At 69.1% G+C, this 20,481-nt stretch carries 17 protein-coding genes; 10 read left to right on the top strand and 7 right to left on the bottom strand.

Annotated elements, in window-relative coordinates:
- Window positions 1–362 precede the first annotated feature (362 nt).
- Entirely contained in the window at window positions 363–1,271 is a 909-nt protein-coding gene (locus JOB34_RS07085) for a class I SAM-dependent methyltransferase (protein WP_347813762.1), read from the bottom strand.
- A 102-nt stretch (window positions 1,272–1,373) separates the two neighbouring features.
- Between JOB34_RS07085 and rpsA the strand changes: the two genes are divergently transcribed.
- The 5 genes from rpsA to JOB34_RS07060 all read left to right on the top strand — a co-directional run bounded on the left by rpsA (window position 1,374) and on the right by JOB34_RS07060 (window position 7,407).
- Window positions 1,374–2,876: a 30S ribosomal protein S1 gene (gene rpsA / locus JOB34_RS07080; protein ID WP_208052022.1), complete on the top strand. Its 1,503-nt coding sequence runs from the start codon at window positions 1,374–1,376 to the stop codon at window positions 2,874–2,876.
- Window positions 2,877–3,029: 153 nt separating this feature from the next.
- Window positions 3,030–3,959 (top strand): sugar ABC transporter permease, encoded by a 930-nt coding sequence (locus JOB34_RS07075; RefSeq protein WP_179480970.1) that lies wholly within the window; start codon window positions 3,030–3,032, stop codon window positions 3,957–3,959.
- The gene (locus tag JOB34_RS07070; RefSeq protein ID WP_208052021.1) at window positions 3,956–4,846 is read left to right on the top strand and encodes a carbohydrate ABC transporter permease; all 891 of its coding nucleotides are present in this window, start codon (window positions 3,956–3,958) and stop codon (window positions 4,844–4,846) included. The genes JOB34_RS07075 and JOB34_RS07070 overlap by 4 nt, the downstream gene beginning before the upstream one ends.
- Before the next feature lie 31 nt (window positions 4,847–4,877).
- On the top strand, window positions 4,878–6,212 hold the full coding sequence (locus tag JOB34_RS07065) for an ABC transporter substrate-binding protein (protein ID WP_208052020.1): 1,335 nt from the start codon (window positions 4,878–4,880) through the stop codon (window positions 6,210–6,212).
- A gap of 4 nt (window positions 6,213–6,216) precedes the next feature.
- Window positions 6,217–7,407 carry an ATP-binding cassette domain-containing protein gene (locus JOB34_RS07060; protein ID WP_208052019.1) on the top strand — a complete coding sequence of 397 codons (1,191 nt, stop codon included), beginning with the start codon at window positions 6,217–6,219 and terminating at the stop codon, window positions 7,405–7,407.
- Between the two features lie 3 nt (window positions 7,408–7,410).
- Here JOB34_RS07060 and JOB34_RS07055 read toward each other — a convergent pair whose 3' ends face one another.
- A complete protein-coding gene (locus JOB34_RS07055) occupies window positions 7,411–8,160 on the bottom strand; it encodes an SDR family oxidoreductase (RefSeq protein ID WP_208052018.1) in 750 nt (249 codons plus the stop codon).
- Window positions 8,161–8,206: 46 nt separating this feature from the next.
- On the opposite strand from JOB34_RS07055, the gene coaE reads away from it, so the two are divergent.
- The 3 genes from coaE (at window position 8,207) to JOB34_RS07040 (ending at window position 11,448) form a co-directional block, all read left to right on the top strand.
- Complete coding sequence (gene coaE / locus JOB34_RS07050; protein WP_208052017.1) at window positions 8,207–9,409, top strand: dephospho-CoA kinase; 1,203 nt, start codon at window positions 8,207–8,209, stop codon at window positions 9,407–9,409.
- A gap of 48 nt (window positions 9,410–9,457) precedes the next feature.
- Window positions 9,458–10,855, top strand: a complete 1,398-nt coding sequence (locus tag JOB34_RS07045; protein WP_208052406.1) for an MFS transporter — start codon at window positions 9,458–9,460, stop codon at window positions 10,853–10,855.
- Between the two features lie 62 nt (window positions 10,856–10,917).
- The gene (locus tag JOB34_RS07040) at window positions 10,918–11,448 is read left to right on the top strand and encodes an SHOCT domain-containing protein (protein WP_179480960.1); all 531 of its coding nucleotides are present in this window, start codon (window positions 10,918–10,920) and stop codon (window positions 11,446–11,448) included.
- 32 nt (window positions 11,449–11,480) lie between these two features.
- Here the strand turns inward: JOB34_RS07040 and JOB34_RS07035 are convergent, their stop codons facing one another.
- Together JOB34_RS07035 and JOB34_RS07030 are read right to left on the bottom strand one after the other, a co-directional pair.
- On the bottom strand, window positions 11,481–12,068 hold the full coding sequence (locus tag JOB34_RS07035; RefSeq protein ID WP_208052016.1) for a CHAP domain-containing protein: 588 nt from the start codon (window positions 12,066–12,068) through the stop codon (window positions 11,481–11,483).
- A gap of 61 nt (window positions 12,069–12,129) precedes the next feature.
- Window positions 12,130–13,458, bottom strand: coding sequence for a cation:proton antiporter (locus JOB34_RS07030; protein ID WP_208052015.1), 1,329 nt, complete (start codon window positions 13,456–13,458; stop codon window positions 12,130–12,132).
- Window positions 13,459–13,522: 64 nt separating this feature from the next.
- Here JOB34_RS07030 and uvrB point away from each other — a divergent pair, with 64 nt between their 5' ends.
- Entirely contained in the window at window positions 13,523–15,637 is a 2,115-nt protein-coding gene (gene uvrB, locus JOB34_RS07025; RefSeq protein ID WP_179480954.1) for an excinuclease ABC subunit UvrB, read from the top strand.
- Between the two features lie 64 nt (window positions 15,638–15,701).
- Here uvrB and JOB34_RS07020 read toward each other — a convergent pair whose 3' ends face one another.
- Genes JOB34_RS07020 through JOB34_RS07010 form a run of 3 tightly spaced genes read right to left on the bottom strand, consistent with a single transcriptional unit; the run spans window position 15,702 to window position 19,972 of the window.
- A complete protein-coding gene (locus JOB34_RS07020; protein WP_208052014.1) occupies window positions 15,702–17,072 on the bottom strand; it encodes an FAD-dependent oxidoreductase in 1,371 nt (456 codons plus the stop codon).
- A gap of 3 nt (window positions 17,073–17,075) precedes the next feature.
- Window positions 17,076–18,485: an aspartate aminotransferase family protein gene (locus JOB34_RS07015; protein ID WP_208052013.1), complete on the bottom strand. Its 1,410-nt coding sequence runs from the start codon at window positions 18,483–18,485 to the stop codon at window positions 17,076–17,078.
- Window positions 18,482–19,972, bottom strand: coding sequence for a CoA-acylating methylmalonate-semialdehyde dehydrogenase (locus tag JOB34_RS07010; RefSeq protein ID WP_208052012.1), 1,491 nt, complete (start codon window positions 19,970–19,972; stop codon window positions 18,482–18,484). The genes JOB34_RS07015 and JOB34_RS07010 overlap by 4 nt, the downstream gene beginning before the upstream one ends.
- A 140-nt stretch (window positions 19,973–20,112) precedes the next feature.
- Between JOB34_RS07010 and JOB34_RS07005 the strand changes: the two genes are divergently transcribed.
- Window positions 20,113–20,457 (top strand): DUF3817 domain-containing protein, encoded by a 345-nt coding sequence (locus tag JOB34_RS07005; protein WP_208052011.1) that lies wholly within the window; start codon window positions 20,113–20,115, stop codon window positions 20,455–20,457.
- Window positions 20,458–20,481: the final 24 nt, after the last annotated feature.

Genomic DNA, 20,481 nt, shown 5'->3' with positions numbered 1-20,481 from the left:
GCTGCGGTCACTTTCCTGCGTGTCGCGTACGTCGGCCGCGTGGGTTGTCGGCGCTGCGGTCACTTTCCTGCGTCGGCGTACGTCGGCCGCGTGGGTTGTCGGCGCTGCGGTCACCGCACCAGTACAAGGGCCCACTCGGTGCCCCTTGCATTGGTCCGGGTGGCCGCGCGGCTCGTACAAGGGACCGCGCGGTGCCCTCCCGCTACCGGGGGGGGTGTCGGCACCGCACACCTGAGGTAGCCGGGGAGCGGCAGGCCGGGCGAGCGGGTCCTTCCAGGCGCCTGCGATCGCGAGCGAACAGCGGCAGCGTCCGTGGGCCACGGGCAAGGTGGCACACGCCGCCGGGTCGGGCGCGCACATGCTCACCCCAGAGGAAGTCGCGACACGAAGATCGCCGTACCGGGCAGGATCTCGCCACGGGTCGGACTCCACCCGCCCCACACCTGGTGATTGTCCTCTGGCCACTCCGGCTCGATCAGGTCCTCCAGCACCAGTCCGGCAGCGCGCAGTTCCCGGACCCGGTCGCCCAGCGTCCGGTGATGCTCGGCATACGTCACGTTCCCGTCCTCGTCGGTCTCGACGTACGGCGTGCGGTCGAAGTAGGAGTGGTAGGCGCTCAGACCCTCCGGTCCCGGCACGTCAGGAAACGCCCAACGCACCGGATGCGTGGTGGAGAAGACGAACCGTCCGCCGGGTCGCAGCACCCGCGCCGCCTCGCGCATCACCGCCTGCGAATCGGCCACGAACGGCACGACGCCGTACGCCGTGAAGACCAGGTCGAACGACGCGTCAGCGAACGGCAGTGCCGTGCCGTCGCACAGCACCAGGGGCAGCGCCACATCGTGCTGGTCGTTCAGGGCTGCGGCGCGGGACAGCATCCCGGCGGACAGGTCCGTCGCGACGACCCGACCGGCATGCCGGGCAGCCCAGCGCGACCCCTGCGCGGCGCCGGAGCCGATCTCCAGCAGGTCGGCGTCCGCGAGCGCCGCCGGATCGCCGAAGACCCGCAGATCGCTCTCGCTCCAACCCTCCGGGCCCCACACCAGGTCGGTGTCGCCGAGGAAGGCGCCATGCTCGGCGTAGTAGGCGTCCGCCTCGCCGTCCCACCATCCGCGGTTGGCGCGGTTGTGTTCCTGCCCCGTGGCGGCGGACCCCCCGTTTTGACCGTCCTGTGCGCTGCTCGATAGAGTGTTCGAGCGCACGACTGTGCCGCGCGCCGTACCTTCGCCAGACCGATCCATCGCAACGCCGGGAGCGATCCCGGAAGCCACCGGATCTCCTTCTGACCCAGGCGTCTCGCGTCCGTTCGTGTTCGTGTCTTCACTGTTCGTCCGCACACTCCGACTATCACCCACCCGAAGGTTTCCTACTACATGACTGCCACCACCACCTCACCGATCGCGATCAACGACATCGGATCGGAAGAGGAGCTGCTCGCCGCGATCGACGCGACGATCAAGCACTTCAATGACGGAGACATCGTCGAGGGTGTCATCGTCAAGGTCGACCGGGACGAGGTCCTGCTCGACATCGGTTACAAGACCGAGGGCGTCATTCCCTCCCGCGAGCTCTCCATCAAGCACGATGTCGACCCCGGCGAGGTCGTTTCCGTGGGCGACGAGATCGAGGCCCTTGTCCTGCAGAAGGAGGACAAGGAGGGCCGGCTGATCCTGTCCAAGAAGCGTGCGCAGTACGAGCGCGCCTGGGGCACGATCGAGAAGATCAAGGAAGAGGACGGCGTCGTCACCGGCACCGTCATCGAGGTCGTCAAGGGCGGTCTCATCATGGACATCGGCCTGCGCGGCTTCCTTCCCGCGTCGCTGGTCGAGATGCGTCGTGTGCGCGATCTGCAGCCGTACGTCGGCAAGGAGATCGAGGCCAAGATCATCGAGCTGGACAAGAACCGCAACAACGTGGTCCTGTCCCGCCGTGCGTGGCTCGAGCAGACCCAGTCCGAGGTCCGCACCTCGTTCCTCAAGGAGCTGCAGAAGGGCCAGGTCCGCTCCGGTGTGGTCTCCAGCATCGTCAACTTCGGTGCGTTCGTGGACCTCGGCGGCGTCGACGGTCTGGTGCACGTCTCCGAGCTGTCCTGGAAGCACATCGACCACCCGAGCGAGGTCGTCGAGGTGGGCCAGGAGGTCACCGTCGAGGTGCTCGACGTCGACATGGAGCGCGAGCGCGTGTCCTTGTCGCTGAAGGCGACCCAGGAAGACCCGTGGCAGCACTTCGCCCGCACCCACTCGATCGGTCAGATCGTGCCGGGCAAGGTCACCAAGCTGGTGCCGTTCGGTGCGTTCGTGCGCGTGGAGGACGGCATCGAGGGTCTGGTGCACATCTCCGAGCTCGCCGAGCGTCACGTGGAGTTCCCCGAGCAGGTCGTCACCGTGGGCCGCGACGTCTTCGTCAAGGTCATCGACATCGACCTGGAGCGTCGCCGCATCTCGCTGTCGCTGAAGCAGGCGAACGACGACGCCGCCGGTGCCGCCGAGTTCGACCCGACCCTCTACGGCATGGCCGCGGAGTACGACGACCAGGGGAACTACAAGTACCCCGAGGGCTTCGACTCCGAGACCAACGAATGGCTCGAGGGCTTCGACGCGCAGCGTGAGAAGTGGGAGAAGCAGTACGCCGAGGCGCACGCCCGCTACGAGGCGCACCAGGCGCAGATCGAGCAGGCACGCAAGGACGACGCCGATGCCGCCGCGGGTGCCGCGACCGGCACGTCGTACTCCTCGGACAGCGCCGACGACTCCTCCGACGACGAGGGCGGCTCGGCCACCCCGTCGAGCAGCAGCAGCACTCCGGCCCCGGCCGAGGGCACGCTGGCCTCGGATGAGGCGCTGGCCGCTCTGCGCGAGAAGCTGACCGGCAACTGATCGCAGTTCTCGGGCCCTCCGGCCTGAGATGAAGGGCCCCGTCGGATCATCCGGCGGGGCCCTTTGCGCGCCGCTCATGATTTCCCAGGGTGCCGTGCCCCGGTCGACTAGTGTTCGCTTCGTGGTCACCAGGTGGACGAAGACTGGCTCATCATGACGAGCGCTGCGGCACCCCCCGCCCCGGTCGGCGACCCGCCGCGCCGTCGTGGCCGACCGATCGGCGAATGGGGCCTGGCGGGGTTGCTCCTGCTGCCGAACCTGGCCCTGCTGGTGATCTTCACCTACCGACCGCTGCTCGACAATGTGCGGCTGTCCTTCACCAGCTGGAACATCTCCGCACCGGTCGCGCACTACATCGGGACAGCCAACTACGTGCACTGGTGGCACGATCCGAACTCTCACGAGGTGCTGCGCAACACCGTCATCTTCACGGTGGCGACCGTCGGCGTGTCCATGGTGCTCGGCCTGGCGCTGGCGATGCTGCTCGACCAGAAACTGCGTGGCCGCAACATCGTCCGCTCGGTGCTCTTCGCGCCCTTCGTGATCTCCGGTGCCGCTGTCGGCCTCGCGTTCCAGTTCGTCTTCGACCCCAACTTCGGCCTGGTCCGCGACCTCGGCCACCGGGTCGGGATCACCGTGCCGGACTTCTACCAGCAGCCGCACTGGGCGCTGTTCATGGTGACGGTCACCTACATCTGGAAGAACCTGGGCTACACGTTCGTTATCTACCTGGCCGCCCTGCAGGGGCGCCGGGCCGACCTGGACGAGGCCGCCGAGATCGACGGCGCGTCGCCCTGGCGCCGGTTCACCAAGGTGCTGCTGCCGCAGTTGCGGCCCACGACCTACTTCCTGTCGATCACCGTGCTGCTCAACTCGGTCCAGGTCTTCGACATCGTCAACGTCATGACGCGCGGCGGGCCGCAGGGTTACGGCACGGCGACCATGGTCTACCAGGTCTACAAGGAGACGTTCGTCAACAACCAAGCCGGGTACGGCGCAACCATCGCGACCATCATGTTCGTCTTCCTGCTGGTGATCACGCTGGTGCAGGTGCGGTTGATGGACAAGGGGCGGCAGTCATGAGCACGATGACGAAGCGCATCCGCAGCAGGCGCGACGAAGTCCACAACGCCGAGGCGATGAGCCACAGCGGCCCGGCCCTGAAGACGTTCGGCTACCTGGCCATGATCGTGACGGTTCTGATCGTCGCGGTGCCGCTGTTCTGGATCGTGGTGACGTCCTTCAAGGAACGTCCCGACATCTTCACCCAGCCGGCCCAGTGGTGGCCGAGACATGCCACCACGGACGGCTACCACAACGCCTTGTTCGGCATCCCGTTCGGCGACTACCTGCGCAACTCGCTGATCATCACGGGGATCCTGTCGACCACCAAGATCATCCTCGGCGTGATCTCCGCGTACGCGCTGTCCCTGTTGCGCTTCCCGGGCCGCAATCTGGTCTTCATCGTGGTCATCGCCGCCCTGATGGTGCCCAACCAGATCACCGTCATCTCCAACTACGCGCTGGTCAGCCAGCTGGGCTGGCGCAACACCTACCAGGGGATCATCATCCCGCTCGCCGGCGTCGCGTTCGGCACGTTCCTGATGCGCAACCAGTTCCTCTCGATCCCCACCGAGATCATCGAGGCCGCCCGACTGGACGGTGCTGGTCCGCTGAAACTGCTCTGGCGGGTCGCGCTCCCGATGTCCTGGCCCACCCTGGTGGCGTTCTCGATCATCACCGTCGTCAACGAATGGAACGAATACCTCTGGCCCTTCCTGATGTCCGACGACTCACGCACCGGCACTCTGCCGATCGGCCTCACGTTCCTGCAGACCAACGACGGGATCACGAACTGGGGCCCGGTCATGGCTGCCACCGTGCTCGCGATGCTGCCGGTCCTGGTCGTCTTCCTCGTCCTGCAGCGCCACATGATCAAGGGCCTGACCGCCGGTGCGGTCAAAGGCTGACCTGAAGATCCCTCAGAAAGAGAGACACCACATGACTGACATGACTCGCCGCGGACTGTTGACCGCAGCCGGCGGAATCGCGGTGGCCGGCGGCCTCGCTGCGTGCGCCGGGACGGGCAGCAGCACGAGCACCAACAGCGGCAGCGGGGGCGGCGGGGGCGGCGGGAACAGCAGCCAGATCGAGTTCTGGAGCAACCACCCCGCCATGTCGAAGGCCACCGAACAGAAGCTGATCTCCGGATTCGAGAAGGCCAACCCGAGTCTCAAGGTCAAGCTCGTCGACGCCGGCAAGAACTACGAGGAGGTCGGCCAGAAGTTCAACGCCGCCCTCGGCGGAGGTAACCAACCCGACGTCGTCGTGGTCTCCGACGTCACGTGGTTCAACTTCGCGCTGAACAAGAGGCTCGCGGACGTCGCGGCCCTGCTGTCGGCCAACGGCCTCAGTTCTTCGGACTACGTGGACTCGCTGTACGCCGACTACAACTACCAGGGCAGCGAGCACTATGCGCTGCCCTACGCCCGCTCCACGCCGCTCTTCTACTACAACAAGGACGTCTGGAAGAAGGCCGGCCTGCCCGACCGCGGCCCGACGGACTGGGACGAGTTCACCTCGTGGTGCCCCAAGCTGCAGACGGCGCTGGGCTCCGGCAAGGCGCCGATCATCCTGGACGACGGGTCGGACTACCTGGACTGGACCTTCCAGTGCATCGCCTGGTCCTACGGCGGCGGTTACTCCGACAAGTGGACCCCCACCTTCTCCGAAGCCGGCACCGTCAAGGCCGGTCAGGTGCTGCAGGGCTGGGCCAAGAAGAAGTACCTCAAGACCTCGGCCGACTCCCAGAGCGATTTCTCGGCGGGTCTCGGTGCGGTGCTGCTGGAATCCACCGGTGACATCTCCGGCATTCAAAAAGACGGCAAGTTCGAGCTCGGCGTGGCGTATGTGCCGGCCCCGAACGGCATCAAGACGTGTCCGACCGGTGGCGCGGGCCTCGCGATCCCGCAGGGCATCTCCGATGCGCGTAAGAAGAACGCCATCAAGTTCATCGAGTTCATGACCAACGCCCAGAGCACCATCACCTTCAGCCAGGCGACCGGTTACATGCCGGTGCGCAAGTCGGCGCTGAACGATTCGGCAGAGAAGGCCTACCTCGCCAAGAACCCGGAGTACGCCCTCGCGGTGACCCAGTTGCCCAAGACCCGGCCGCAGGCGTACGCGCGCGTCTTCGTCCCCGGTGGCGGCGCACGGATCGGTCAGGCCCTGGACAAGATCGTCGCGGGTTCGGACGTCACCTCGACCTTCAAGGCACTGGACGCGTCGACCACCGCTGCGTACAACACCCAGGTCAAGCCCCTGTTGAAGGCTTGATCAGATGGCGAGTGTGTACTTCGACGCAGCGAGCCGCCTGCACAAGGGGAACGATCTTCCCTCGGTCGATGGGCTGACCCTGGACATCCAGGACGGGGAGTTCCTCGTCCTGGTGGGCCCCTCGGGGTGTGGCAAGTCCACGACCCTGCGGATGCTGGCGGGCCTGGAACCGGTCGATCACGGCCGGATCCTGATCAACGGGCACGACCAGGCCGGCGTACGGCCGAGGGACAGGGACATCGCCATGGTGTTCCAGAGTTACGCCCTCTACCCGAACATGTCGGCCGCCGACAACATGGGGTTCGCGCTGCGCAATTCCGGGGTCAGCAAGGAGCAGACCGCCTCCCGCGTGATGGAGGCGGCGAAGATCCTGGAGTTGCAGGACATGCTGGACCGGCGCCCGGGGCAGATGTCCGGCGGCCAGCGCCAGCGGGTCGCGATGGGCCGTGCGATCGTGCGCGACCCGAAGGTGTTCTGCATGGACGAACCGCTGTCCAACCTCGACGCCAAACTGCGGGTGTCCACCCGCGCGCAGATCGCCGCGCTGCAACGACGCCTGGAGGTCACGACGGTCTATGTGACGCACGACCAGGTCGAGGCGATGACCATGGGCCACCGGGTCGCGGTACTGCGCGACGGCGTCCTGCAGCAGGTGGCGACGCCGGATGAGCTCTACCGCCACCCGGTCAACACGTTCGTGGCCGGTTTCATCGGTTCGCCGGCCATCAACCTGGTGCGCTGCGACGTACGCGACGGGTCCGCGGATCTGTACGGCGCGTCGGTTCCGCTGGAGCGCAGCGCCGTTGGCGATGCGGACAGCGTGCAGGTCGGCGTGCGGCCGGAGTCGTGGACCGTCGTGTCCGCCGATGAGCCGGGCGCGTTGCGCCTGACCGTGGACATCGTGGAGTCGTTGGGGTCGGAATCGTTCGTGCACGGACACCCCGAGCGCCCGACCGGCACGGCCGCACCGGCGGAGGACCCGGTCGGGGACGGTGGGCAGACCTCGGGGATGCCGGGGGCCGATCGGGCGGGTCTCACCGTCCGTCTCGGACGCGAGCACAGGCCCGTCGTCGGCGACGTGCTGCACGTGGTCCCGCTGGCGCAGGAGGTGCTGCTCTTCGACGACACGTCCGGGGAACGCCTGAGCGCGCAGGGCACCCAGGGCGCGTCCCGGGCGGACTTCCTGAAGAAGTAGCGGTCAGCCCCGACCGAGGAGGGTGCCGCCGTTGACCTGCAGGATCTGCCCGGTCGTCCAGCCAGCATCGGGGGCGCTCAGGTAGGCAACGGCCTCGGCGACCTCCTCGGTGGTGCCGGGCCGTCCCATCGGGATCGGGGCGGTCCGGTCGGCCACGATGCCGGGGTCGGCCTCGATGCGCGGACGCCAGAAGTCGGTGTCCGGCACGAACCCCGGGGCCACGGCGTTGACGGTGATGCCGTCCTTCGCGAGACGGCCCGCCATCCACAGCACCCAGGCGTTCACGGCCGCCTTGGCCGCGCCGTACGAGCTGCTGCCGCGCAGTGCGGCGATCGAGCTCATCGCCACGATCCGTCCGCCGGGCCGGGAGAAAGCGTCAAGGAGGGCCTCGGTGAGCAGCACCGTCGGCAGCACGTTGCCGTCGAAGTCCGCGCGCCAGCTATGGGCGAGCTGGTGCAGATCTCCTGAGGCGAGCCCGAGGTCGCCGCCGGCGTTCGCGACGAGCACGTCCACGGTGCCCTGACCGGAGATCGTCCCGGCGAGGTCGGCCACGGCATCCGGATCCGTCAGGTCGCACGAGTACGTCGTGACGCTGCTGTGCGGGTCCGCGTCCTGCAGCGCAGCGGCGGCCTCGGCGAGCAGCTGCTCCCGGCGCCCGATCAGGACGAGTTCGGGGTGTTCGGGAAGGAAGCGTCGCGCGATGGCCAGGCCGATGCCGGTGCCACCCCCGGTCACGATGATGCGTCGAGTCATGCCTGCATCCAATCAGGCTCCTTCCAGCCGCCTATACGATTCGAGAGTGCTGCGGGTGGGTCTGACGGGTGGGATCGGATCGGGGAAGTCCTCGGTCTCGCGTCTGCTGGCGGAACGCGGGGCCGTCGTGGTGGACGCCGATCGAATCGCCCGCGAGGTGGTCGAGCCGGGCACCCCGGGCCTGGCTCAGATCGAGCAGCGGTTCGGTGCAACGGTGCTCGCGCCCGACGGGTCTCTCAACCGCCCGGCCCTGGGAGCGATCGTCTTCGCTGACCCCGCCGCACGGCGCGACCTGGAGTGCATCACTCACCCGCTGATCGGGACCCGCACCCGCGAGCTGATCGAGCAGGCCGGGCCCGACGTGGTCGTCGTACACGACCAGCCGCTGCTGGTGGAGATGGGGCTGGCGCCGACGAACCATCTGACCGTGGTGGTCGGGGCGAGCGAGCGGACCCGGGTGGAACGCGTCGTCCGCGACCGTGGCATGAGCGAGGAGGACGCGCGCGCCAGGATCCAAGCGCAGGCCGACGACGCGGCACGGCACGCGGTGGCGGACTCCTGGATCGACAACGACGGCACCCCCGACGAACTGGCTGCCCGGGTCGAAGCGCTCTGGGAGGAACGGCTGGCACCGTTCGACGACAACCTGAGGGCGGACCGTCCGGTGCTCCGGGAGGTCTGCGCGACCGTGGTGCTGCACGAGCACCGCCCCGAGTGGGAAGCCCGGGCGGCGCGGGTCGTCGCGCGCATCCGGCATCAGTTGGATGCCGCCCGCATCCCGTACGCGGGTGTCGAGCACGTCGGCTCCACGGCGGTGCCGGGGCTGATCGCCCGCGACGTGGTCGACGTACAGCTGCGGATGCACCGCTTCGAGGACGGCGGGGACGCACTGGCGGGTGCTCTGCGGGCGGCCGCGATCGTCGGGTTGCGGGAGCAGGAGGTCCGCCCGCACGACTGGGCACCGCGGCCTGCCGACTGGCGCACCCTGCTGGCCGGCGGCGCCGACCCACGCGACGTGCTGCGGGTGCACGTGCGCGAGGACGGGTCGGCCGGTGCGCTGGCCGCCCTGTCGTTCCGCGACTGGCTGCGCGCCGACACGAGGGAGCGGACGGCGTACTCGGAGCTGAAGTCGACGGTGGCGCACCAGTTCTCCTCGCACGACTACCCCGCCGCGATCGAGCGGTGGTACGCGCGAGCCCTGCCCCGTGCGCGGGAGTGGGCGCAGTCCACCGGGTGGTCACCGGGCTGACCCGCGACGCGGCTGTCAGGGCGCGGGCTTACCGTGGCCGGTGTGGAGATGACTCGGCGCCGACGGATGTTGGTGCTCGGCATCTGCTGCATGAGCCTGTTCGTCGTGGGTATCGACGTCACCGCCGTCAACCTGGCGCTCCCGTCGATCAGCACCGACCTGCACGCGTCGTTCTCGCAGCTGCAGTGGGTGCTGGACGCCTACACGCTGGTCCTGGCGAGTCTGCTGATGCTGTCCGGGTCGGTCGCGGACCGGATCGGCCGGCGCAAGGTCTTCCAGGTCGGCCTCGTGCTCTTCGGTGGCGGGTCGCTGCTCTGCTCGTTGTCCGTGAGCGCCCCCATGCTGATCGGTGCTCGCGGCCTGCAGGCGGTAGGCGGCTCGATGCTCAACCCGGTCGCGATGTCGATCATCACCAACACCTTCACCGAGGCCCGCGAACGCGCCCAGGCCATCGGGGTCTGGGGCGGCACGGTCGGCCTCAGCATGGCGCTCGGCCCCGTCGTGGGCGGGGGACTGGTCGACGCGGTCGGATGGAAGGCGATCTTCTGGATCAACATGCCGATCGTGGCGGCCGCCGCGGTCCTCGCCGCGCGCTACGTGCCGGAGTCGCGGGCCGCCACCGCACGTCGACTGGACCCGGTGGGGCAGCTGTTGGTCATCGGTCTGCTCGCGAGCCTGACCTACGGGATCATCGAAGGCCGCGGTCTCGGCTGGACGTCCGGGCGAGTGCTGCTGTGCGCGGCGGTGGCCGTCGGCTGCGCGGTGGCGATCGGCGTCGTGGAGCCGCGTCGGGCGCAGCCGTTGATCGAGCTGGGCTTCTTCCGCAGTGTGCCGTTCACCGGCGCGGTGGTCTGCGCGGTCGTGGGGTTCGCATCGCTCGGCGGATTCCTCTTCGTCAACACCCTCTATCTGCAACAGTCGCGGGGCATGTCGCCGGTGCACGCCGGTCTGATGACGTTGCCCATGGCCGGGATGATCGCGCTCGGCGCTCCCGTGTCGGGGCGTCTCGTCGGGCGCATCGGACCACGGGTGTCGATGATCGTGGCGGGCGTCGGCTTCACCACCAGCGCGCTCATCCTCACCACCCTGCGCACGGACACCTCGCTCGTCGAGCTCGGGGTCGCCTACGTGGGCTTCGGCATCGGGTTCGGCTTCCTCAACGCGCCGATCACGAACGCCGCGGTCTCCGGCATGCCGCGGGAGCAGTCCGGGGTCGCGGCCGCGATCGCCTCGACGAGCCGGCAGGTCGGATCGGCTCTCGGGGTGGCGGTGTTCGGCGCGCTGGCGTCGGCGCGGCTGACCGGCCCGCTGCGGATCTCGCTGGCCACTGCGAGCCACGCGGGGTGGTGGGTGATGGCCGGGTGCGGCGTCGCACTGTTCGCGATGGCGTTCGTGACGACGAGCGAGCGGGCCCGCCGGAGCGCGTACGAACCTGCCGCGGCCTGAGGGTCATTGCGAGTACAGCGTATTCGGCCACGGAACGACGCCGGAGCCCTATGCTCACGCCTGTGCGGGGACGGGGTGCGGCTCTTCTGGGGGGATTGGTCCTCCTGCTCCTCGTGCTGGCCGGAATCGGGTCACCTGCCCTCGCGGCTCCGTCCGACCCGCCGGCGTCCTGCTTCGTGCAGGACGCGAACGGTGACCTGCCGGTCTGCGACAGCGCGGACGGAACGCACTGGACCGTCAGCTATCCGGACGCGGACACCGGTAGCGGGATCCCGGGGACGTTCATCGGGTTGATGGTGGCCGTGCTCATGTTCGGCCTGATAGCCACGGTGTTCACAGTGATCTGGGTGCGGCGCTCTGCCCGCGAGGCAGGTCTTGACCCCGACGCGGCCACCGCCGTGGCGCTGATCGACAACAACGCCCTCACGACGGCGTACATCGCGAACAGCGTGGCGAAGGTGCGGCGCGCCGAGCCGGCGGCTGCGCCGACGGCGTCCGCCCGGCTCGACACCTTGCAGGAACTCCTCGACAAGGGTGCGATCTCGCAGCAGGAGTACCAGGACCGCCGCACAGCGATCCTCGACTCGATCTGAGTCCTGTCGCGGCGACGACGAGGCGGCAGCGGTCAGGCCACGCCGTACCCGACGACGCCACTGCCGTTCAACGGTGACTGGCGCACGGTGATGCCGTGCCGGCCGAGCCCGGCGCCCTGGTTGCCGCCGACCGTCTCGATCGTGTGGCCACGGACTTCCACCACCAGATTGGTGTGCTGACCGAACCCGCCGCCGTCGTAGATCACGATGTCGCCGGGTTGCGGCGCGTACCCGTCACCGACGGCACGGAACCGGCCCGCCTTCGTCAGGTAGGACTGCAGCGTGAGGACGCCGGGGATCCGCCACGATCCGGAGTTGGGGTTGCTCATCGGGTAGCCGGCATGCCGCAGCACCCAGCTGACGAAGTCGGCACACCAGTTCTCGTCGATCCCGTTGGAGTACTTGGTGGACGGGCCGGGGTGCTCCCACTCGGTGCGTGCCACCGTGAGGATCGACCGCTGCCGGGGCGTCAGGTCGGAGGCGACGGTGGGGAAGGAGCCGCGCCCGGGGTTCAGGGCCCGCCATCCGGCGTAACCGCCGACGCCGACCAGGAGCGCGACGATCAGCGTCGCTGCCACCAGCACGGAGCGGCCCCGGGAGCGGGGCGGTGTGGGCGACATGCCGGTGAGCGTACGACGGCCGACGTCCGTCGCGGGCTGTGGCGCGTCGAAACGGCAGGCGTCAGGCGAGGACGGCCTCGCGACGGCGTTCCAGCCGGCCGATGACCGGACTGGCCGAGACCCCGTGGACGACGACCGACAGCACGATGGTGAAGGCGACGATCGACCACAGCCCTTCGGCGTCCGGGAAGCCGTGGTGACCGGTCGCGTAGGCGAGGTAGTAGATGCTGCCGACCCCGCGTACGCCGAAGAAGGCCGTCACCAGTCGCTCACGCGGACCGAGCACCGAATCGTCGTCGAAGTCCTGTCCGCGCGGGTGCCACAGCGCGATCCACGCCGTGGCTGGACGGATCACGAAGATCAGCAGGATGGCGAGGACCGCGCCCTGCCACGTGAGGGAGGTGAGGAGTCCGTTCGTGAGGGCGGCACCCAGCAGCAGCAGGACGACGAGGGTGAAGAGCCGCTCGAGGCGCTCGATGACGCCGTGCATGGCGTGGTGGTACTCGTTCGAGCGGTCGCAGCTGCGCAGGGTGATCGCTGAGACGAAGACCGACAGGAAGCCCCAGCCGTGAACCAGCTCGCCCACGCCGTACGCGATCAGCGGTGCGGCGACGATCAGGAGCGGGTCGCCGATCCGGGAGATCTGCACGGACTCGCGGATCCGGAAGGCCACCAGCGACAGCAACCGTCCGACCGCCCACCCGGCCGCGATCCCGACGACGGTCTTGCCGACGACCTCCCAGCCGATCCAGCGCACCCACCAGTGGCCGACCGACCCCATCGTGAGCAGGAAGATCGACGCGTAGACGAACGGGAACGCGGCCCCGTCGTTGAGGCCGGCCTCGGAGGTGAGGGCGAAGCGGACCTCGTCCTTCTCGTCGATGTCGGCCTCGGCGAAGCCCTCGCCGTCGTCCGCGTCCGTCTCCGACAGGGTGGTCGGTCCCTCTACCTGGACCTCGGCAGCCAGGACGGGGTCGGTGGGCGACAGTACCGAGGCGAGCAGGACGGCGGCAGCTGGGATGAGCCCGAGGAGCCACCAGCCGAGCAGCGCGGTGACGACGATCGCCAACGGCATCGCGATGAACAGCAGCCGCCACGTCGTACCCCAGCGGCGCCAGGTCAGCCTGACCCGGGTGAGGGGCCGGTCGAGTGCCAGACCGACACCGGTGAGGGCCATCAGGATGGTGGTCTCGGTCAGGTGCTCGGTGAGCGCCGCATGCTCGTCGGGGTCGAGTGACAGACCCGCGGGGAAGGGGAGCAGCCCGACGAGCGCACCCACGGCCACCAGGATCACGGGAGCCGAGATCGCCCGGCCCGTCGTGAAGGCGGGCAGCAGCACGCCGAGCAGCAGAGCCACCCCGACGATCAGGTAGACGACTGGGATGACCACGCGATCCAGTCTCCCAAACACCGCGCGCGGTGGTCGTGTCGGTGGGGCGTCGTACGGTTGACGCATGCGCCCCATCACCGACCTCAAGCGCCGCGTCGCGCCCTTCGAGGTGGTCTCCGAGTTCAGCCCGAGCGGCGACCAGCCGACGGCCATCGCCGACTTGACCAAACGGGTCAAGGCCGGCGAGCAGGACGTGGTGCTGCTGGGTGCCACCGGCACCGGCAAGTCGGCGACAACGGCCTGGATGATCGAGCAGGTGCAGCGGCCGACGCTGGTGATGGCGCCCAACAAGACGCTGGCGGCGCAGCTGGCCAACGAGTTCCGGGAACTGTTGCCCAACAACGCGGTCGAGTACTTCGTGTCGTACTACGACTACTACCAGCCCGAGGCGTACATCGCGCAGACGGATACCTACATCGAGAAGGACTCCTCGGTCAACGAGGAGGTCGAGCGGCTGCGGCACAGCGCGACCAACTCGCTGCTGACCCGGCGCGACGCGATCGTGGTGGCGTCGGTGTCGTGCATCTACGGCCTGGGCACGCCGCAGGAGTACGTCGACCGGATGGCCCGCCTGAAGGTCGGTCAGGTCATCGACCGTGACGACCTGCTGCGCCGGTTCGTGCAGATGCAGTACACCCGCAACGACCTGGCCTTCACCCGCGGCACCTTCCGGGTGCGCGGCGACACGGTGGAGATCATCCCGGTCTACGAGGAGCTGGCGATCCGGATCGAGTTCTTCGGTGACGAGATCGAGCGCATCTACACCCTGCACCCGCTCACCGGCGAGGTCGTGCGCGAGGAGGAGGAGATGTACGTCTTCCCGGCCTCGCACTACGTCGCCGGGCCGCAGCGGATGGAGCGGGCGATCTCCAGCATCGAGGCCGAGTTGGAGACCCAGCTGGAGTCGTTCGAGAAGCAGGGCAAGCTGCTGGAGGCGCAGCGGCTGCGGATGCGCACGACGTACGACATCGAGATGATGCGCCAGGTCGGGTCGTGCTCGGGCATCGAGAACTACTCGCGGCACATCGACGGACGCGGGCCGGGATCGGCGCCCAACTGCCTGCTCGACTACTTCCCCGAGGACTTCCTGCTGGTCATCGACGAGTCCCATCAGACCGTGCCGCAGATCGGCGCGATGTACGAGGGTGACATGTCCCGCAAACGGCAGCTGGTCGACCACGGGTTCCGACTGCCGAGCGCGATGGACAACCGGCCGCTGAAGTGGGAGGAGTTCCTCGAGCGCGTCGGCCAGACGGTCTACCTGTCCGCGACGCCGGGGGACTACGAGGTCGCGAAGGCCAACGGCGTGGTCGAGCAGGTGATCCGCCCCACCGGGCTCATCGACCCGGAGATCGTGCTGAAGCCGACCAAGGGTCAGATCGACGACCTGCTGCACGAGATCCGTGAGCGCTCCGCCCGCAACGAGCGGATCCTGGTCACCACCCTGACCAAGAAGATGGCCGAGGACCTGACCGACTACCTGCTGGAGAAGGACGTGCGGGTGCGCTACCTGCACTCCGAGGTGGACACCCTGCGCCGGGTGGAGCTGCTGCGCGAGCTGCGGATGGGCGAGTACGACGTGCTGGTCGGCATCAACCTGCTGCGTGAGGGTCTCGACCTGCCCGAGGTCTCGTTGGTGAGCATCCTGGACGCCGACAAGGAGGGCTTTTTGCGGTCCGCCCGTTCGCTCATCCAGACCATCGGACGCGCGGCCCGCAACGTGTCCGGTCAGGTGCACATGTACGCCGACAAGGTGACCCCCTCGATGCGTGACGCCATCGACGAGACCAGCCGACGCCGGGAGAAGCAGGTGGCCTATAACCTCGCGGCCGGGGTGGACCCGCAGCCGCTGCGCAAGAAGATCGCCGACATCACCGACCTGCTGCAGCGTGAGGACGCCGACACCGAGGCCCTGATGGGCAGCGGCCGGGTGCAGTCGCGCGGCAAGACGGCCAAGCAGGGCAAGTCCAGCAAGCGGATCGGCGCGAAGCCCGAGAGCGGTGGGGTGGCCACGGTGACCGGTGTCCCCGCCGGCGAGCTGGCCACTCTCATCCAGGACCTCACCGACCAGATGCACCAGGCGGCGACCGACCTGCACTTCGAGCTGGCAGCTCGGTTGCGCGACGAGCTCGGTGACCTGAAGAAGGAGCTGCGGCAGATGACGGCCGCGACCCGCTGATCCTTCCGTCGGGTGTGGGGATCTCACCGAGAGGTGGGCTTATCTCCGCCCCTCGACGATGGGGTCAGGAGTCGAAGCCGAGACCTGCCCTGTCCAGGCCGCGCAGCCACAGGTTGCGGCGGCCGTCGTGGCGGTCCGCCGACGCGAGTGCCGCGCGGGTGGCCTGGATACCGGCGTATGCCAACGGTTCCGGCGGGAAGGGCAGCGGCTTGGTGCGCACCATGGCCAGCTCGGTCAGCTCGGTGTGGGCGCCGTTCAGCAGGTCGAGCATCACTCGTGCGCCGAAGCGCGTGGCCCCGACCCCGAGGCCGGTGTAGCCGAGCGCGTAGGACACCCGGGCGCCGTACGCCGTGCCGAAGAACGCGAAGAATCGCGTGCAGGTGTCGATCGCGCCGCCCCAACGGTGGCTGAAGCGCAACCCCTCCAGCTGCGGGAAGGTCGCGAAGAACTGCTGGGCAAGCATCTCGAAGGTCGCGGGCCGCTGGTCGTACGTCGGGCGCACCGCCCGACCGAAGTGGTAGATCGCGTCGTAGCCGCCCCAGAGGATCCGCCGGTCGGCGGTCATCCGGTAGTAGTGGAACTGGTTGCCGGCGTCGTCGACGCCCTCGCGTCCGTCCCAGCCGATCGAGGCCAGCTGCCCGTCGGAGAGCGGCTCGGTCATGAGCACGTAGTCGTAGACCGGCACGGTGTGCAGCCGCACGCGTTTCACCAGTGACGGGAAGGCGTTCGTGCCGAGGGCGACGTGCTCCGCGGTGATCGTGCGGCCGCCGTCGGTCCGCAGCGTCATCCGGTCGCCGTCCTCGGCCAGACCGGTGACCTTGGTGTGCTCCGCGATCCGCACCCCGAGGCTCTCGGCGGCAGCGGCGAGACCCCATGCGAGACGAGCCGGGTCGACGAGTGCGAGCTCACCCTCCTCGACGTACCCGCCGAGGAACGTGGGGGAGTGCAGGCGGGCGCGTAGGGCCTCCTGGTCGAGGAACCCCGTTACGGAAGAACGCATCTCGCGCAACTGATAGGGCTGGGTGGCCACGGTGAGGGAGTCGCGCAGGTGGTAGTCGCAGTCGATGCGGTAGCGCTGCACCGTGTCGCCGATTGCCGCCAGATTCTCCCGACCGAGCCGCTCCAGCGTCTCGATCTCGTCGGGGAAGCGCTGCTCTCCGTTGTCCCGCCCGTGAGTGAGGCTCGCCGAGCAGAACCCGCCGTTGCGGCCGGACGCCGCCCATCCGATCCGGTCGCCCTCGACCAGCAGGACGTCGCGGTCGGGGTCGCGTTCCTTGGCCAGCAGTGCGGTCCACAGCCCGCTGAACCCGCCGCCGACGACGACGAGGTCCGCGCGAGCGTCGGTGGTCAGAGCGGGTCGCGCGGACGGGCGGTCGGGGGTGTCCAGCCAGTACGGCGTCGTCGACGCGTCGCGCCAGGTCGCCGAGACGTCCACCGGTCAGGCGTCCGTCGTATGCCGGTCGGCCGCCTCGAGCGCGACGTCCAGCATCTCCAGGCCCTCGCGCACCTCGTCCGGCGTGCTCGTGCACGGGGGTACGACGTGGGTGCGGTTGAAGTGCGTGAACGGCCAGAGCCCTTCGCTCTTGCAGGCCGCCGCGAACTGCGTCATCGGGGCCGCGTCCGCCCCGGCCGCGTTGAACGGCACCAGCGGTTCGCGGGTCGCCCGGTCGCGGACCAGCTCGACCGCCCAGAAGACCCCGAGACCGCGGACCTCGCCGATGCTCGGGTGCTTCGCCGCCAGCTCGGCCAGCCCGGGTGCGATGACTTCCTCGCCGAGCATCCGCGCGTTGGCCAGGATGCCCTCGTCCTCGAAGATCCGGATCGACGCGACGGCGGAGGCGCACGCCAGGGGGTGCCCGGAGTAGGTGAGGCCGCCGGGGAAGGGACGGTCGGCGAACGTGGCGGCCACCGTGTCGCTGATGAGTACCCCGCCGATCGGGACGTAGCCGGAGTTGACGCCCTTGGCGAAGGTGATGAGGTCGGGGGTCATGCCCCAGTGGTCGACGGCGAACCACTCGCCGCACCGCCCGAATCCGGACATCACCTCATCGGCGATCAGCAGGATGCCGTGCTCGTCGCAGAGGGCCCGCACGCCGTCGAGGTAGCCCGGGGGTGGCACGAGGATGCCGTTCGTGCCGACGACCGTCTCCAGCACGAGCGCCGCGATGGTGTGCGGTCCCTCGAGCATGACCAGTTCGCGCAGATGGGCCAGCGCCCGGTCGCACTCCTCCTGCTCGGTGGTGGCGTGGAACGCCGATCGGTACAGGTAAGGGCCGAAGTAGCGGACCGTGCCGGGAACGGCCGGCTCGGAGGGCCAGCGCCGCGGGTCACCGGTCAGCGAGATCGCACCGGCCGTCGAGCCGTGGTAGCTGCGGTAGGCCGCGAGCACCTTCTGCCGCCCGGTGTGCAGCCGCGCCATCCGCACGGCGTTCTCGTTGGCGTCGGCGCCGCCGTTCGTGAAGAAGACGGTGTTCAGGCCCTCGGGTGCCCGCTCGGCGATCAACCGGGCCGCCTCGCCGCGTACGTCGTTGGCGAACGCCGGCTGGATCGAGCACAGCCGCTGCGCCTGCTCCACGATGGCCGCGACCAGCCGGGGGTGCTGGTAGCCGATGTTCATGTTGACCAGTTGGCTGGAGAAGTCGAGGTAGCGCTTGCCGGCGTAGTCCCAGAAGTAGGACCCCTGCGCGTGCTCGATGGGCAGCGGGTCGATCGTGGCCTGGGCCGACCAGGAGTGGAAGACGTGGCGGTCGTCGGCGCGGACCTGCGCCTCGTCGCCTCGGCCGAGCAGGCTCGCGGGGTCGGTGGGCTCGGCGTCTGTGGCGGTCTCGCGCAGGATGCTGTCGGTCATCGTGTCCTCGGGAATCCCAGATCGACGGTGGAGGTGGCCGGGTCGGGCCACCGCGAGGTGACCACCTTGCCGCGGGTGTAGAAAGCCAGCCCCTCGGGTCCGTACATGTGGTTGTCGCCGAAGAGCGACGCCTTCCACCCGCCGAAGGAGTACGACGCCACGGGCACCGGGATCGGCACGTTGATGCCGACCATGCCGACCTGCACGTCGTACTGGAAGCTGCGCGCCGCACCGCCGTCCCGGGTGAAGATCGCTGTGTCGTTGCCGAATTCGTGACTGTTGACGAGCTCGAGCGCATCGTCGTAGGTGTCGACGCGCACCACCGACAGCACCGGGCCGAAGATCTCGTCGGTGTAGACCGACATCGTCGGTCGCACGTGGTCCAGCAGTGTCGTACCGAGGAAGAACCCGTCGGCGGGCAGGTCCGCCTCGCGGCCGTCGACGACCAGGGTGGCGCCCTCGTCGGCGCCGGCCGCGATGTACGACGCGACCTTGTCTCGGTGGGCCGCAGTGATGAGCGGACCCATCTGGGTGTCGGGTTTCGCGCCGTCGCCCACGGTCACGTCGGGCAGCCGCCGGGCGATGGCCTCGACCAGCGGGTCGGCGGAATCGCCCACGGCGACCACGACGGAGATCGACATGCAGCGCTCGCCGGCCGCGCCGTACGCCGCCGAGACCGCCGCGTCCGCGGCCATCTCCAGGTCGGCGTCCGGCAGCACCACCATGTGGTTCTTCGCGCCGCCGAGGGCCTGCACCCGCTTGCCGGCGGCGGTGCCGGTCTCGTAGATGTAGCGCGCGATGGGCGTGGACCCGACGAAGCTGAGCGCGCTCACATCCGGGTGGGTGAGCAGCGTGTCGACGGCCTCCTTGTCGCCCTGTACGACGGTGAAGACACCGTCGGGCAGTCCCGCACGTTGCCACAGCCGGGCCAGGAAGAGCGACGCCGACGGGTCCTTCTCGCTGGGCTTGAGGACGAACGCGTTACCCGCCGCGATCGCTCCCGCGCACATCCACAGCGGCACCATCACCGGGAAGTTGAACGGCGTGATGCCCGCGACGACGCCGAGCGGCTGGCGGATCGAGTAGACGTCGACGCCGGATGAGGCCTGCTCGGAGAAGCCCCCCTTCAGCAGGTTGGGCACCCCGGTGGCGTACTCGACGTTCTCCAGACCGCGGGAGATCTCGCCCACCGCGTCGCTGTGCACCTTGCCGTGCTCCGAGGTCACGATGTCGGCCAGCTCGTCCAGGCTGTCGTGCAACAGCTCCCGGAACGCGAAGAGCACGGCGGCGCGCGTCGAGAGCGACGCGTGACGCCACTCGGCGGCGGCCTTCGCAGCCGACGCGACGGCGGTGCGTACGTCGTCCGCGCTCGCCAGCTCCGCCTCGCCGGTCTGCTCACCGCTCGCGGGGTTGTAGACCGGGCCGACCCTGCCGGAGGAGCCCTGCGCCACGGCGCCGTCGATCCAGTGCGAGATGCGCGTCGTCATACCGGCGACGATAGGACGTCCGGCCGCCGCGCAGACAGCCGACGGGTGGTTTTGGCCGGGGTACCTGTGCCACCGTCGAGCCCGCGCACGGCGACCGGCCCGCCGTGCCGGTGGTGGGGGTGACCACCTATCGTCCCGGTGTGTCACTCGAAGCCGACGTCCCCGCCCGCCGTACCTCTTCGCAGCTCTCCTCCCAGGTCTTCATCGCCATCGCCACCTTGGAAGCGGTGTCGTGGCTCGCGCTGCTGATCGGGATGTACTTCAAGTGGATCGCGAGGAGCACCGACCGCGGTGTGCAGATCTTCGGGATGGTGCACGGCATCGTCTTCATCTGCTACCTGGTGGCGCTGGCGTGGGTGGCCAGGTCGCGCCGCTGGGGAGCGCGGACCGCGCTGCTGGGACTGGTGAGCAGCGTGCCGCCCTTCATGACCCTGTGGTTCGAGCGGTACGCGCTGCGGCGCCGCGACCTGCGCCCGCGCGGCTGAAGCGGACCGGGGCCCAGCCGGGCC

Origin of the sequence: Allobranchiibius sp. GilTou38 (genome assembly GCF_017565325.1) — a bacterium.
GTDB classification, from domain to species: Bacteria; Actinomycetota; Actinomycetes; order Actinomycetales; family Dermatophilaceae; genus Allobranchiibius; species Allobranchiibius huperziae.
Note: the sequence above shows the minus strand (reverse complement) of the source record. Positions and strands in the feature narration are given on the sequence as shown.